Consider the following 13,530-nt stretch of genomic DNA (forward strand, 5'->3'; position numbering starts at 1 on the left):
CCGGTGCGGAGACCTTCGATGAAATCACTGCTCAAGCTGCACACCCTGACCTTTGTCGGCCTGGCCGTCGCCGCCAACCTGGGCTTGCAGGTCTACCTTGCCTTCGGCGAAGTCAAGCCGTGGGCGCAGATCAACTGGATGGACGTGGTCGGCGAAGGCGGCTCGGGGCTGATATGGCTGGTCTGGCTGGTAATGCTGATGCGCAGCCGCCCCGCTGGCCGGGTCAGCCGCCTGCTCGCGGTGGGCATGGCCTGCGTGTGTTTTTCCTGGTGGATGGATGTGCTCGACGAGTTTATCCGCCTGGCCCCGGACGCGGTCTGGGACAACTGGCTGGAAACCGCGCCGATGCCGGTGGGTCTGCTCCTGGTGACCGTCGGCATCTACCACCTGCACAAGGAGCAGCAGGCGATCAACGCGCAGATGAGCAAGCGCGAGGGGTGGTTCCGCGAACACCTGCTGTTCGACAAGCTGACCCCGCTGGGCGGCGCCCAGTACCTGCGCCAGCACGTGCAACTGGCCCTGGAGCAGGCCGAACGCGCGCAACAGCCATTGTCGCTGGTGGTGCTGGACATCGATGATTTCAGCGCGGTGAACCTGGTGCATGGCGAGGCCGAGGGCGATCACCTGTTGCAGATGCTGGCCCAGTTGCTGGTGCTCAACCTGCGCCAGCAGGACGTGCTCTGCCGCCTGGCCGGCGACCGCTTCGTCGTGGTCATGCCCAACACCGGCGAAACCCAGGCCCGCTGGCTGGCGCAGGAGCTGCAACAGGCGGTCGCCGGCTTCGCCTACAAGACCTTGCGCCACGGCGAGCGCCTGCAACTGCGCGCCAGCGTGGCTGCGGCCATGGCCTACGACGACGATGTGGAAAGCCTGCTCAGGCGGGTCAATCTCGGCATCGCCAAGGCCAGGCGGCAAGCACCGCAGCGGGGCGCGGCATGAGCGGCTACGAGCGCGACCAGCGATTTATCGTCGGTCACTACCAGCCTGCGACCCTGATCGACCTGGCACTGTCCAGGGGCATCGACAGCCATCGTCTGCTGCGCGGCTGCGAGGTGTTCTACGAGGACCTGAGCCGGGGCACCACGCGTTTCAGCCAGCAGCAGTTCCTGACCCTGATCGACAACGCCCGGCGCCTGCTGGATGCCGATGACAGCGCCTTCCTGTTCGGCCAGCGCCTGCTGCCCGGGCACTATGGCGAGGCCAGCCAGACCCTGCTGCATGCCCGGGACCTGTACCAGGCGCTGGAACACCTGTGCGAATTCCATGCGCTGCTCAGCCCGTTGCTGACACCACGCTTGATGCTCGAAGAGCATTACCTGCACCTGTACTGGCAGGACGCTTGTGGCGCTGGCAACCAGGCGCAGTTTCTAGGCGAGGCCTGTCTCAGCGCGGTATTGGCGATGAGCCGGCGGCTGGTGGGCGAGCATCTGCCGTGGCGTATCCAGTGTGCCTGGAGCCAGCCGCGGCATATCGAGCAGTACTGGGTGTACCTCGGTGAGGAGGTGCGCTTCGATGCGCAGATCACCCTGCTCTCCTTGCCACGGCAGCATATCCACCGACCGCTGCCCAATGCGGCGACCACCCCGGGGCTGGTGGCGCGACAGGCGTGCCTGGAACAGCTGGCCGCGCTGGGCGGTGGGTCGAGCTTCCTCGACCTGTTGTTCGATCACCTGCACGCGCATATCCACGAGCCGATCAACCTCGACCGCGTAGCGGCCGCCTTCGGCATCAGTCCCACCACCTTCAAGCGCAAGCTGAGCAAGCATGGCACCCACTTCCAGCAGCAACTCGACCTGGTACGGAGGCACGTGGCGTTGTACCTCTACCAGATGAAGGGGTACACCAATGAAGAGGTATGCAACTACCTGCGGTTCAGTGATACGACCAATTTCCGCAGGTCGTTCAAGAGGTGGACCGGGTTGACGCCGAGCGGGTTGGCCCGGTGGTTTGGGTGATGGTGTCTGTACTGGCCTCATCGCCGGCAACGCCGGCTCCCACAAGGTCATGAGCGGTGTAACCGTGGGAGCCGGCGTTGCCGGCGATGAGGCCAGCAGCCACACCCCATCAGAAGTGGGTGGTCACCGACACGCCATAAGTCCTGCGGTCACCCCGCGCATCCCAGGCAATGTCGAACGGCAGCGGCACGCTGTCGGTCTTGTAGCGCTTGTCGGTGAGGTTGTTCACATAAGCGCTCAGGTCCAGGTCCTGCTTGCCGGCGAAGTGATAGGTCAGGCTGGCATTGCCCAGCGTGTACCCGCCCTGCGACACGCTATGGTCCTCCTGGGCGGTCGGCAGGAAGTAGATGCGGCTCTGGTAGCGCCAGCTGTTGTCCAGGGTCACGGCATCACCGCCTTCCAGCGGGATCCGGTAGCTCGCCCCCACCGACAGGGTCCGCTCCGGCGAGCGGGCAATGCGGTTGCCCGAGTAGTCCGGACCGCCCGGCGAGGAGAAGTCCTTCAGTTCGGTATGCAGCAGGCCCAGCGAGCCGCGCAGTTGCAGGTTCTGCAACGGCAGTGCCTGCAGTTCGAATTCGGCCCCGCGAATCACCCCGGCACCGCTGTTGGTCAGCAGCGACACCACCTGCCCGTTGCTCACCGAGACGGTGTTCACCTGGATATCGGCATAGTCGTAATAGAAGACGTTGGCGTTGGCGATCAGGCGCTCGTCGAACCATTCGCTCTTGATCCCCAGTTCGTAGGCATCGACGTTCTCCGGCGCCACCACCGAGGTTTCCGCCTGCACCGTAGCGCCGCCATTGAAGCCGCCGGAGCGGAAGCCCTTGGCATAACGGAAATACACCCGGGCGTTGTCATTGAGCTGGTACTCGGGGGTGAAGTCGTAGGTCAGCTTGTTCCAGGTGCGTTTCTCGTCCTGGGTGGCGACGGTGGCCAGGGTACCGGTGTAGGTCTTCCACCAACGGTTGCTGCTGGCGAAGGACACGTCCGCGGCATCCGGCGAAGCGACGCGATTTAGGTCGATGTCCTTGGTCTCGCGGGTCCAGCGCAAGCCCAGGGTGAAACTCAGATCATCGCTGGCCTGCCAGGTGCTGCTGCCGAACAGCGCGTAGCTGGTGGTGCTTTGGTCAAGGTCGGTGCGGCCATAGCTGGCGACGCCGAAGGGCGCGTTGTAGGCGGTGGGCAGGATCGCGCTGCTGCTGGTGCTGTCGAGGCTTTCGTGGAACAGGTGGGTGCCGACGATCCAGCTCACAGGCTGGTTCCTGGGCGAGGAAAGGCGCAGTTCCTGGGACACCTGGCGCCAGTGATCGTCACCCCAGGAGCGGCCGAACTCGTAGATGCCCATGTTGGGACCCTGGGCCTTTTCCTGGATGTCGTCGAAGGCGGTGATCGAGTCCAGGGCCAGCTCGCCGAGGTCCCAGTGCAGGTTGAGCTGCACGCCGTTGTGTTCGATGCGGTCCTCGCCCTTGCCTGTGAAGGCGGCTTCATCGTCCTTGAGCGCCGGTGCCGGGCCGAACAGCGTGGTGCCGCCAGGGCCGGCGCCCCAGGCACGGGTGGCGATGCCCTGGCCCTTGTAGTCGCGGGAGCGGATCTGCAGGGTGGCATCGAGGTCGTCGCTCAGGCGGGCGAGGATCTGCGCGCGCACCGCCTGGTCATGCACGTCGCCGACGGTGTGGCCATCGACGATGTTCTTCAACTGGCCGTCCTTGCTCTGGTCGACGAAGGCCACCCGGGCGGCCAGGCGATCATCGACGAGCGTGCCGCCATAGGCCCCCTCGTACAGGCGCGAGTCGTAATTCCCGGCGTCGAGCTTGAAGTAGCCGTTGCCCTCTTCGAACTGCGGCTTGCGCGAAACGAAGTTGATCGCCCCGCCGGTGGTGTTCTTGCCCCACAGGGTGCCCTGGGGCCCGCGCAGGATTTCCACCCGCTCCAGGTCGTAGAGCGGACCGCCGGTGGCGATATGCGGGCTGATATAGGTGTCATCGACATAGATGCCCACCGGGTAAACGGTGGTCGAGGCCATATCGCCGGAGCCCATGCCGCGGATGTACCAGCGTGGCCGCTGGTTGCCGGCGAACTCGGGAGCGATGGCGTTGGGCACATCCTGCAGGGCCTTGCCGGCGGTAAAGCCGCCACCGGTCTGTTCGATGCTCTTGCCGGACACCGCGGAAACCGCAGCGGCGACGTCCTGCAACGATTCCTCGCGCTTCTGCGCGGTGACGGTCACGGTGGGTAGGGCATCGGGCTTGTCGGTGTCATCGGCCAGGGCGGCGTGGATGGGCAGCAAGGTCGTGGCGATCAACAGCGCCAGGGGCTGGCGGCGCAAAGGCAGGGTCATGGGCAGTTCTCTGATTACGGACTGGCTGCACCATGGCAATGCCCGTGCCAGAGGCTGGGAGCCTTGTGAATCAAGGGCTGTGGCGGGGATGGGGATTTGACTGCTTTGTCAGGAACAGTGGCTCAGCAGTGGATTGCTGCTTCTCGAACAAACACCTCGGACCCTGTGGGAGCGGGTTTACCCGCGATTACGGTAGTGGATTCACCATCGCTATCGCGGGTAAACCCGCTCCCACAGGTTCATTGCAAGTCAGTGCGTTCTGCGCTCCTTATCAGAACGCCAGACCCACCTTCACGCCGAACTCGTCACGCTTGAGCTTGGTGTTGTCGGCCACTGCCGAGTCCTCGTCCAGCTTGTATTCGGTACGGGTGTAGTAGGCGCCGAGCTGGATCGGCATGCCGCCCTGCTGGTTCATCAGCAGGCTGACTTCGGCGTAGGGGTTGGTGCGGTCCTTCAGGTCGACGCTGTCGCTGCCGAAATCCTCGACCTTCAGGCGCGCACGGCCATCGATGGTGTGGCGGGCACCGACTTCGACGCGCAGGGTCGAGGCATCGAACTGGTGGTTGTAGCCCAGTGCAGCCTTGGCGAATGGCGATTTGACGGTGAGCTTGGTGTCGATGTCGTTGATGTCCGGCTCGAAGCGCGACCAGCCGTAGCCGCCACCCACACTGACATCGACGAAGTTGCGCGCATCCAGCGCGGCACGCCAGCCCAGGTCCAGGTCAGCCTGGGCTTCCTTGAGCTTGTTGTCGTTCTTCTTGCCGTATTTGGCCTCGGCTCCGATCTGGTAGATGAAGCCGGATTCGGCGGTGAGCTTGTTGCCGAAAGTGGCGAACACACCGCCCTGGCCCATATGGCTGTCGTCGGATTCGCTGCCGCCTTCGAACTTGAACTTGTCGTAGCTGCCCGTCAGACCGAGGGTAAACAGCGGGTCGGTGCTCGGCGCGGCGACGGCAGCCAGGGGAGCCCCCAGAAGGGCCAGGATGCAGGTCGGGACGAGCAGGTTACGGGTACGCATTGGTGAAGCCTCCATGACGGTAAACGTATTAACGAATGCAGGGCTTCGAGGGAATGGTCTGTAGGAAAGTTCGAAATAAAGTGAAAGTTTTGTGAAATCTCTCGCACAAGCCGAGGCTCTGGTACGGGCCTCGCCCAGGTTTTTCGGGTGTTTGGACCGGCCTCATCGCGGGTGAACCCGCTCCCACAGGGGATTGCATAACCTGTGGGAGCGGGTTCACCCGCGATGAGGCCGGTACAGTCACCCAATAAATGCCAGCGGCGCCCGCGCCGCCCGCACAGCCGCCATCTGCCGATCGAACTCCGGCAACAGATAATCGAAGCAGAACCCGGCACTCTCCAGCTTCTCCCGCCGCAGCGGCTGCGCCAGCCCCTCGGCACAGCGGGCACTCCGGGCCCAGGCAAAGGCCAGCAGACTGATGGAGCACAACTGCAGGAAGTCCCCCGCCGCCCGATAAGGATACTCGCCATCCCCGGCACTGAACGCCTGCAGCTCCGGCAGCAATCCCTCCAGACCGTCGCACACCTCGCCCAGCGCATCGGCGTACACCGAGCCGCTCGCCTGCGCTTCCGCGCGCAGCTCGGCGAGCAGCAGGCCGAAGCCCTCGCCGCCATCGCCGAGCACCTTGCGCAGCAGCAGGTCGTTGGCCTGAATCTCGTTGCTGCCTTCGTAGATCATGGCGATGCGGCTGTCGCGCAGGGTCTGCTCGATGGGGAACTCCGCCGTGTAGCCGTACCCGCCGAACACCTGCAACGCCTTGCTCGCCAGCTCGAATCCCTGGCTGGTGAAGCTGGCCTTGACGACAGGCGTGAGCAACGCTGCGAGGGTCTCGGCCTTGGCACGCTGCGCCGGGTCAGCCGCTTCGGCGGCGATATCCAGCCAATGCGCGGCCCAGTAGCCGATGGCGCGCATGCCTTCGGTACGCACCCGCAGTTCCAGTAGAATCCGGCGCATGGCCGGGTGCAGGTGGATCGGGTCGGCCAATGCCGGCGCGACGCCCTCGGGATGCCTGGGGGCGCGCATCTGTCGCCGCTCCAGGGCGTAGTCACGGGCCACTTGCCAGGCCGCTTCGGCATGTCCCAGCCCCTGCAAGCCAACATGCAGGCGCGCCGAGTTCATCATCACGAACATCGCCGCCAGCCCGCCGTGTGGCCGGCCCACCAGCCAGCCGCGAGCGCCTTCGAAACGCAAGGCACAGGTGGCGCTGCCGCGAATGCCGAGCTTGTGTTCCAGGCCATCGCAATGCACGCCGTTGCGCTCACCGCCGTCCAGCCATTTCGGTACCAGCAGCAACGACACGCCCCTGCTGCCGGCAGGTGCATCCGGCAAGCGGGCGAGGACGAGATGAAGGATGTCGTGGCTCAGGTCATGCTCGCCACCGGAGATGAACAGCTTGTTGCCACTGACCGCATAGCTGCCGTCGTCCAGCGGCTCGGCGCGACAGCGCAGCAGACCGACATCGCTGCCGGCCTGGGGTTCGGTCAGGCACATGGTCGGCAAGGTCTCGCCGCTGACGATGCCGGGCAGATAACGCGCCTGCAATTCGGGCGAAGCATGGGTTTTCAGGCACAGATAGGCGCCATGGGCGATCCCGGTGTACATGGCCCAGGCATGGTTGCTGGCGTAGAGCATTTCCAGCAGCGCCGCATCCAGTACCTGGGGCAGGCCCTGGCCGCCCTGCTCCAGCGCGCAGGCCAGCGCCGGCCAGCCGCCTTCGACATAGGCGCGGTAGGCCGCCGGAAACCCCTCCGGGGTGATGACTTCGCCATCCACCAGCCGGCAGCCCTGGCGATCACCCGGGGTGTTCAGCGGAGCGAGGACCTGGCTGGCGAAGCGCGCCGCCTCTTCCAGCACCTGCCCGGCAAGGTCGAGATCGACCTCGGCGAACGCCGGCATTTCCCGCCAGTCGCGGTCGGCGCGCAGCCAGTGTTGCAGCACGAATTGCATATCGCCCAAAGGCGCCCGGTAGGCCATGGGTTACCTCGTTCAAGCAGCGAATTGGGGGTTTTCGATCAACAGCGCCATGCCCTGGCCGCCACCAATGCAGGCCGCGGCGATGCCATAGCGCAGGTTGCCTTCGCGCAACTGGCGAGCGAGGGTCTGCACCAGGCGCAGGCCGGTGGCCGCCAGCGGATGGCCGAGGGCGATGGAACCGCCATGGACGTTCAGGCGCTCGGGGTCCAGCTCCAGCGCACGGGTCACCGCCAGCACCTGTGCCGCCTGTGCCTCGTTGATCTCGAAGCGGTCGATCTGCTCCAGGCGCAAGCCGCTGCGCTCCAGCAGCAGGCGGATCGCCGGGGCCGGGCCGATGCCCATGGTCCGGGGCGGCACGCCGACGGCCGTGGCCATCAACAGCCGGGCCAAGGGTGGCCGCTCGCAGGCCGAGTAACGGCAGACCAGCGCCGCCGCTGCACCATCGACCACCGCGCAACTGTTGCCGGCGGTCTGTACGCCGCCCCCGTGGATGGCCCGCAGCCGGGCCAGCGCGGTGGCATCGGTAGTACGGGGATGGCTGTCACGAACGACTTCGCTGACGCCCCGGGGCAGTTCGATCCCCCGTGGCAGGCAGTCGTCCGCTTCGAAGACTGCACCGTGTACGGCGGCGATTTCCTCGTCGAACCACCCGGCCGCCTGGGCGGACAGGGCCCGCTGATGGCTGCGCAAGGCCCAGGCATCCACCGCTTCCCGGTCCAGCCCGTACTCACGGGCCAGGTTCTCGGCGGTACCGATCATGTCCACGCCAGCCGCCGGGTCGTACAGTGCCTCCCAAAGAAAATCCTTGAACCCGACCGGCGCCCCCAGGCGGAAGCCGCCGCGGTGCTCGTACGCCGCAATCGGGTTGCGCGACATCGACTCCGCGCCCACGCACAGCACCCGCTGCACGCCGTCGCGCAACTGCTCGCCGGCCTGGCGCAGCAATTCCAGCCCCGTGCCGCAGATCCGCTGTACCGCCAGCGCCGGCACCGCCTGCGGCACGCCGCTGTACAGGCCGATATGCCGGGGCAGCATGTACGCATCGAAACTGGCCTGGGCCATGCTGCCGGCCAGCACGCTGTCGACGCTGCCCGGGGCGAGCGCCGCCCGTTCCAGCACCGCCCTGCCCGCATGGATGCCCAGGTCGATGGGCGATACCCCGGCCAGCGCACCACCGAGGTCGACCCACGGCGTACGCGCCATCTCGACGATCGCCACATCGTCGAAACGGCTGCACAGGCTCATGGTTTCCCTCCGGCGCGCACTATGCCCGGTGCCTCGCCGCGATACAGCGCCTCGACCTGGGCAGCCCGCCGTTGCAGCACGGCACGCTGGTTGATCGAGCCCTTGTCGGTGATCTCGCCCTGGTCGATCGAAGGCGCTTCCTCCTGCAGGGCCAGCCATTCCAGGCGGCTGGCATTGCCCTGGGCGTCGCGGTTCAGGCGCTCCAGCCAGTCGGCGAACCAGGCGCGCACCGCGGCGCTGGCCAGCACTTCGGCGTCACTGGCCTGCCCGTCCAGCCCCGCCAGTTGCCGGCATTCGGGCAAGCGCGGGAAGACCAGGATGCCCAGGCATTCCCGATCCGGCGCCGCCACCACGATGTCCTGCACATAGGGCGAGCCCTCCAGCACCGCGCGGTTGCGCAGCGGCCCGACGCTGACGAAGACCCCGGACGAAAGCTTGAAGTCCTCGGCGATGCGGCCATCGAACATCAGGCCGAGCTGGCTCTGCTGCGGATCGGCAAGCTTGATTGCGTCGCCCGAGCAATAGAACCCTTCGTCGTCGAACACTTCGGCAGTCTGCCGCGCCGCGCGCCAGTAGCCGGGCATGATGTGCGGGCCGCGGAAACGGCCTTCGAGCTTGTCGCCCACCGGCACCAGCTTGACCTCGCACCCCGGCGCCGGCAGGCCGATATAGCCGGCCATGGACAGCGGTCCGGTGGTGAAGGTGCAGGACGGCGCGGCCTCGGTCATGCCCAGCCCGGCCATCATGCGGATGCGTTCGCCGCAGTGTTGCTCGGCGATGCGGTCGAGCCGGTCCCAGATACTTTGCGACAGCCCCGCCGCGGCGAAGAAGAACAGCTTGATGCGGGCAAAGAACACTTCGCGCAGCCCGGCGTCCTGCTCCAGCGCCTTGACCAGCTCTTCCCAGCCCTTGGGCACGGTGAGGTAGGCCGTGGGCGAAATCTCGCGCAGGTTGCGCAGGGTCTCGGCGAAGCCCTGGGGCGTCGGCTTGCCGGCATCGAGGTAGAAGCTGCCGCCGTTGTACAGGACGATGCCGAGGTTATGGCTGCCGCCAAAGGTGTGGTTCCACGGCAGCCAATCCACCAGCACCGGCGGCTCCTCGGCGAACACCGGGAAGGTCTGCAGCAGCATCTGCTGGTTGGCACAGAGCATGCGCTGGGTGGTAATCACCGCCTTGGGCAGCTTGGTCGAGCCGGAGGTAAACAGGAATTTGGCGATGGTGTCGGGGCCGGTGGCGGCAAAGGCAGCATCGGCTCTGTCCAGGTCGGTGGGCTCCAGCAGCGAAGCGAAATCGATCGTCTGGCGCCCCTCGACGACGCCACGCACGCTGATCACCGCCACCGAAGGGTCCAGCACCGCGTCGATGGCACGCTGGAACGGCTGGCTATCGCTGACGAAGACCACGCCCGGGGTGAGCACCTCGCAGACATGCCGCAGCTTGGCGAAATCCTGCGACAGCAAGGCGTAGGCCGGCGACACCGGGCAATAGGGAATGCCCGCGTACATGGCGCCGAGGGCGATCTGCAGGTGCTCGATGTCATTGCCGGACAACAGCGCCAGCGGACGCTCGGCGCTCAGGCCCAGGTCGAGCAGGTGAGCGGCGATGGTCCGCACCTGCCGGAGCATCGCGGCGTAGCTGATCTCGCGCCAGGCACCGCCGTTTTCGCGGGCGGCGATAAAGGTCTGCCCGGGGCGTACTTCGGCCCAGTATTCCAGGCGTTCGAGCAGGCGCGCAGGCAGCGGCGCCAAAGGCTCCAGCGCACGCATGCGCAGGATGCCCCCGACATCACTGACTTCAACCTCGGGATGACCGATGGACACCTGCCGATAGCGCGGAGGTTGGGCACGGTCGATCGGCCGTGGACTGGCTTCGGAATTCACGCAGGTTGCTCCTTGTTCTTGTTGTCTGTCGTGCCGCCGCCCGGATGCGCCAGGCGGCGGGTAGTGCCGGGCGGATCAGATGGGGTAGTGACGGGCACCGTGCTGCAGGGTGATCCAGCGCAACTGGGTGAACTGGTCGATCGCCGTGCGGCTGCCGAAACTGCCGTAGCCACTGGACTTGACCCCGCCGAACGGCATCTGCGCCTCGTCGTGCACGGTCGGTCCGTTGATATGGCAGATGCCCGACTCGACCCGCTGGGCCAGGGCCAGGGCGCGGCTGGTGTCGCGGCTGAAGATGGCCGAGGACAAGCCGAACTCGGAGTCGTTGGCCAGGGCCAGCAGCGCCTCGTCGTCCGTACCACGCAGAACCACCGCCACCGGACCGAAGGACTCCTCGCGATACAGGCGCATGCTGGCGTCCACCCGGTCCAGCAGGGTCGGCTGCAGGATGCTGCCGTCCAGCTGGCCGCCGCAGACCAGGCGTGCACCCTTTTCCACGGCATCGTCGATCAGCGCCTTGATGCGCTCGCCGGCGCCGCTGTCGACCAGCGAACCGAGCACGGAGGCCGGGTCCTGCGGATCGCCGGCGCGCAGGGTGGCGATCTTGGCGGCGAGCTTGTCGACGAAGGTGTCGGCGATCTTCTCGTCCACCACCAGGCGTTCGGTGGACATGCAGATCTGGCCCTGGTTGAAGTAGGCACCGAAGGCCGCCGCTTCGACGGCGGCGTCGAGGTCGGCATCGTCCAGCACCAGGAACGGCGCCTTGCCGCCCAGTTCCAGCAGCGCCGGCTTCAAGTGCCGCGCCGCCAGCTCGCCAACGATGCGCCCGACATGGGTCGAGCCGGTGAAATTGACCCGGCGCACCGCCGGGTTGGCGATCAGGCGCTCGACGATCTTCGGCGCGTCGGCCGGATCGTTGCTGATCACGTTGACCACACCATCGCCCAGGCCGGCGTCCTGCAGCACCTGGCCGATCAGCCGATGCACCGCCGGGCTCAGCTCGGAGGCCTTGAGCACCACGGTATTGCCGCAGGCCAAAGGCATGGCGATAGCGCGGGTGGCGAGGATCACCGGGGCGTTCCATGGCGCAATGCCCAGGACCACGCCGCAGGGCGCACGTACGGCCATGGCCAGGCTGCCTGGCACGTCGGAGGGGATGATTTCGCCGGTGATCTGGGTGGTCATGGAGGCTGCTTCACGCAGCATGCCGGCGGCCAGCTTGACGTTGAATCCGTACCAGTTGGCCATGGCCCCGGTCTCGCCAGCGGCGGCGATGAACTCGGAAGTACGCGCCTGCAAGGCATCGGCGGCGGCCAGCAGGCGGCTGCGGCGTTCGTTGGGGGCCAGGCGCGACCAGGCCGGAAAAGCGGCGCTGGCCGCGGCAACCGCAGCGTCGGCGTCGTCCAGGGTGGCGGCGGCCACCCGCGACACCACTGCCCCGGTCACCGGGTTGCGCCGTTCGAAGGTTCGTCCGTCACTGGCGGGACGCGACTCGCCGCCAATCAGCAAAGGCACCTGCAACATGCTCGTTCCTCGTTAGTTGTCTTTATCGGGAAGCACGCGATGGCGACGTCGCTGGACGTCGCCGTGGGCATTCAGCGTTTATACGCCTGCAGGCCCGGCTTGATGCTCTTGTCGTCGAGGAATTGCTTCATGCCCTGCTCGCGACCGCCTTCGGTGTCCAGCAGGCGCGACTGGTCGAGCTTGGCGTACAGGTAGTCTTCGTTCTGCTCCCAGGTCAGCTCGCGGCAACGCTTGAAGCCGTTCTTGGCGGCGCGCAGGACCACCGGGTTCTTTTCCAACAGGTTCAGCGCCAGCTCGCGCGTGGTCTGGCGCAGTTGCGCCAATGGCACGCTTTCGTTGACCAGGCCCATCTCGGCGGCTTTCGGCCCGCCGAAGGTCTTGCCGGTCATGATGTAGTACAGCGACTGGCGATGGCCCACGGTGTCGGCCATGGCCTTGCTCACCAGGTTGCCCGGCGGGATACCCCAGTTGATTTCCGAGAGGCCGAAGGTGGCTTCGTCGGCGCAGATTGCCAGGTCGCAGGCCACCAGCGGGCTGAAACCGCCGCCGAAGCACCAGCCGTTGACCATGGCGATGGTCGGCTTGGCGTACATGCGCAGCAGCTTCCATTGCCATTGCGAGGCTTCGCGACGGATCTTTTCCTGGAGGATCTCGGGGCCGGCGTCCACTTCGCGGAAGTATTCCTTGAGGTCCATGCCGGCGGTCCAGGACTCGCCCGCACCCGTCAGCACCAGCACGCCGGCCTGCGGGTCCTGCTCCAGGGTTTCCAGGACATCGACCATCTCGCGGTTGAGGGTCGGGCTCATGGCGTTGCGTTTGTCCGGACGGTTCAGGGTGACCCAGGCGATGCCCGATTCCAGTTCGACCTTGACGGTGGTCCAGCGGCCTTCGTAGTTGCTCATGTGATGCACTCTTGTTGTTCGAGGTGATGGTTAGCAAGCTAATCGAGCAAATTAGTTATGTCAATTAACTATTATGAAAATTATCCTTTCCCCAGAATCAGTTGAATGGCTTTCTTTGCTGAGCGCGCTAGCCATATCCCCTTCGGGCGGGCAAACTGGGTAACTTTCTTACTCATGATCCAAGGAGTTCCGCTTCCGATGGCAAGGTCCGCCCGCAACACCGACACCGCCCCCGAGCCGGCCCCGGCGCTGGATGCCTCCCTCGAAGACCTGATCGGTTACGCGTTGCGCCGTGCCCAGTTGAAGCTGTTCCAGAACCTCATCGCCCGGCTCGCGGTGCACGACCTGCGCCCCGCGCAGTTCTCCGCGCTGGCGATCATCGACCAAAGCCCCGGGCTGATGCAGGCCGACCTGGCCCGCGCCCTGGCCATCGAGCCGCCGCAGGTGGTGCCGTTGCTGAACAAGCTGGAAGAGCGGGCGCTGGCGGTGCGCATTCGCTGCAAGCCGGACAAGCGTTCCTACGGGATCTTCCTGAGCAAGACCGGGGAAGCGCTGCTCAAGGAACTTCGGCAGATCGCCAGCGACAGCGACCGCGATGCCACGGCGGCGCTGGACGACAGCGAGCGCGCGGAGTTGCTGCGCTTGTTGAAGAAGGTGTATCAGGAATAGACAGCACGCCGCGTACCCTGTGGGA

The 13,530-nt window shown here is 66.0% G+C and carries 10 protein-coding genes; 3 read left to right on the forward strand and 7 right to left on the reverse strand.

What is annotated here, in order from left to right:
• Nucleotides 1-18 precede the first annotated feature (18 nt).
• Nucleotides 19-939, forward strand: a complete 921-nt coding sequence (locus tag ACPFMA_RS16090; RefSeq protein WP_420058050.1) for a GGDEF domain-containing protein — start codon at nt 19-21, stop codon at nt 937-939.
• Nucleotides 936-1,955, forward strand: coding sequence for an AraC family transcriptional regulator ligand-binding domain-containing protein (locus ACPFMA_RS16095; protein WP_425928207.1), 1,020 nt, complete (start codon nt 936-938; stop codon nt 1,953-1,955). Before ACPFMA_RS16090 ends, ACPFMA_RS16095 begins: the two co-directional genes overlap by 4 nt.
• 109 nt (nt 1,956-2,064) lie before the next feature.
• Here the strand turns inward: ACPFMA_RS16095 and ACPFMA_RS16100 are convergent, their stop codons facing one another.
• The 7 genes from ACPFMA_RS16100 to ACPFMA_RS16130 all read right to left on the reverse strand — a co-directional run bounded on the left by ACPFMA_RS16100 (nt 2,065) and on the right by ACPFMA_RS16130 (nt 12,836).
• The gene (locus ACPFMA_RS16100) at nt 2,065-4,293 is read right to left on the reverse strand and encodes a TonB-dependent receptor (protein ID WP_420058047.1); all 2,229 of its coding nucleotides are present in this window, start codon (nt 4,291-4,293) and stop codon (nt 2,065-2,067) included.
• 271 nt (nt 4,294-4,564) lie between these two features.
• Nucleotides 4,565-5,311 (reverse strand): outer membrane beta-barrel protein, encoded by a 747-nt coding sequence (locus tag ACPFMA_RS16105; protein ID WP_064304192.1) that lies wholly within the window; start codon nt 5,309-5,311, stop codon nt 4,565-4,567.
• A gap of 240 nt (nt 5,312-5,551) precedes the next feature.
• Nucleotides 5,552-7,285, reverse strand: coding sequence for an acyl-CoA dehydrogenase family protein (locus ACPFMA_RS16110; protein WP_425928208.1), 1,734 nt, complete (start codon nt 7,283-7,285; stop codon nt 5,552-5,554).
• A 12-nt stretch (nt 7,286-7,297) separates the two neighbouring features.
• Entirely contained in the window at nt 7,298-8,530 is a 1,233-nt protein-coding gene (locus ACPFMA_RS16115; protein ID WP_425928209.1) for a thiolase family protein, read from the reverse strand.
• Nucleotides 8,527-10,410: a feruloyl-CoA synthase gene (locus tag ACPFMA_RS16120; protein ID WP_425928210.1), complete on the reverse strand. Its 1,884-nt coding sequence runs from the start codon at nt 10,408-10,410 to the stop codon at nt 8,527-8,529. Before ACPFMA_RS16120 ends, ACPFMA_RS16115 begins: the two co-directional genes overlap by 4 nt.
• 75 nt (nt 10,411-10,485) lie before the next feature.
• Nucleotides 10,486-11,934 (reverse strand): aldehyde dehydrogenase, encoded by a 1,449-nt coding sequence (locus ACPFMA_RS16125; RefSeq protein WP_420058041.1) that lies wholly within the window; start codon nt 11,932-11,934, stop codon nt 10,486-10,488.
• Nucleotides 11,935-12,005: 71 nt separating this feature from the next.
• The gene (locus ACPFMA_RS16130) at nt 12,006-12,836 is read right to left on the reverse strand and encodes a p-hydroxycinnamoyl CoA hydratase/lyase (RefSeq protein WP_009400868.1); all 831 of its coding nucleotides are present in this window, start codon (nt 12,834-12,836) and stop codon (nt 12,006-12,008) included.
• Between the two features lie 198 nt (nt 12,837-13,034).
• On the opposite strand from ACPFMA_RS16130, the gene ACPFMA_RS16135 reads away from it, so the two are divergent.
• Nucleotides 13,035-13,505, forward strand: a complete 471-nt coding sequence (locus ACPFMA_RS16135) for a MarR family winged helix-turn-helix transcriptional regulator (protein ID WP_064304187.1) — start codon at nt 13,035-13,037, stop codon at nt 13,503-13,505.
• Nucleotides 13,506-13,530 lie beyond the last annotated feature (25 nt).

Source organism: Pseudomonas sp. NyZ201 (assembly GCF_049860765.1).
Taxonomy (GTDB): domain Bacteria; phylum Pseudomonadota; class Gammaproteobacteria; order Pseudomonadales; family Pseudomonadaceae; genus Aquipseudomonas; species Aquipseudomonas bharatica.

Excerpts from the sequence above, each read along its gene's own strand:
- ACPFMA_RS16090 (WP_420058050.1), top strand. The coding sequence starts at position 19 with ATGAAATCACTGCTCAAGCTGCACACCCTGACCTTTGTCGGCCTGGCC.
- ACPFMA_RS16095 (WP_425928207.1), top strand. The coding sequence starts at position 936 with ATGAGCGGCTACGAGCGCGACCAGCGATTTATCGTCGGTCACTACCAG.
- ACPFMA_RS16100 (WP_420058047.1), bottom strand. The coding sequence starts at position 4,293 with ATGACCCTGCCTTTGCGCCGCCAGCCCCTGGCGCTGTTGATCGCCACG.
- ACPFMA_RS16105 (WP_064304192.1), bottom strand. The coding sequence starts at position 5,311 with ATGCGTACCCGTAACCTGCTCGTCCCGACCTGCATCCTGGCCCTTCTG.
- ACPFMA_RS16110 (WP_425928208.1), bottom strand. The coding sequence starts at position 7,285 with ATGGCCTACCGGGCGCCTTTGGGCGATATGCAATTCGTGCTGCAACAC.
- ACPFMA_RS16115 (WP_425928209.1), bottom strand. The coding sequence starts at position 8,530 with ATGAGCCTGTGCAGCCGTTTCGACGATGTGGCGATCGTCGAGATGGCG.
- ACPFMA_RS16125 (WP_420058041.1), bottom strand. The coding sequence starts at position 11,934 with ATGTTGCAGGTGCCTTTGCTGATTGGCGGCGAGTCGCGTCCCGCCAGT.
- ACPFMA_RS16130 (WP_009400868.1), bottom strand. The coding sequence starts at position 12,836 with ATGAGCAACTACGAAGGCCGCTGGACCACCGTCAAGGTCGAACTGGAA.
- ACPFMA_RS16135 (WP_064304187.1), top strand. The coding sequence starts at position 13,035 with ATGGCAAGGTCCGCCCGCAACACCGACACCGCCCCCGAGCCGGCCCCG.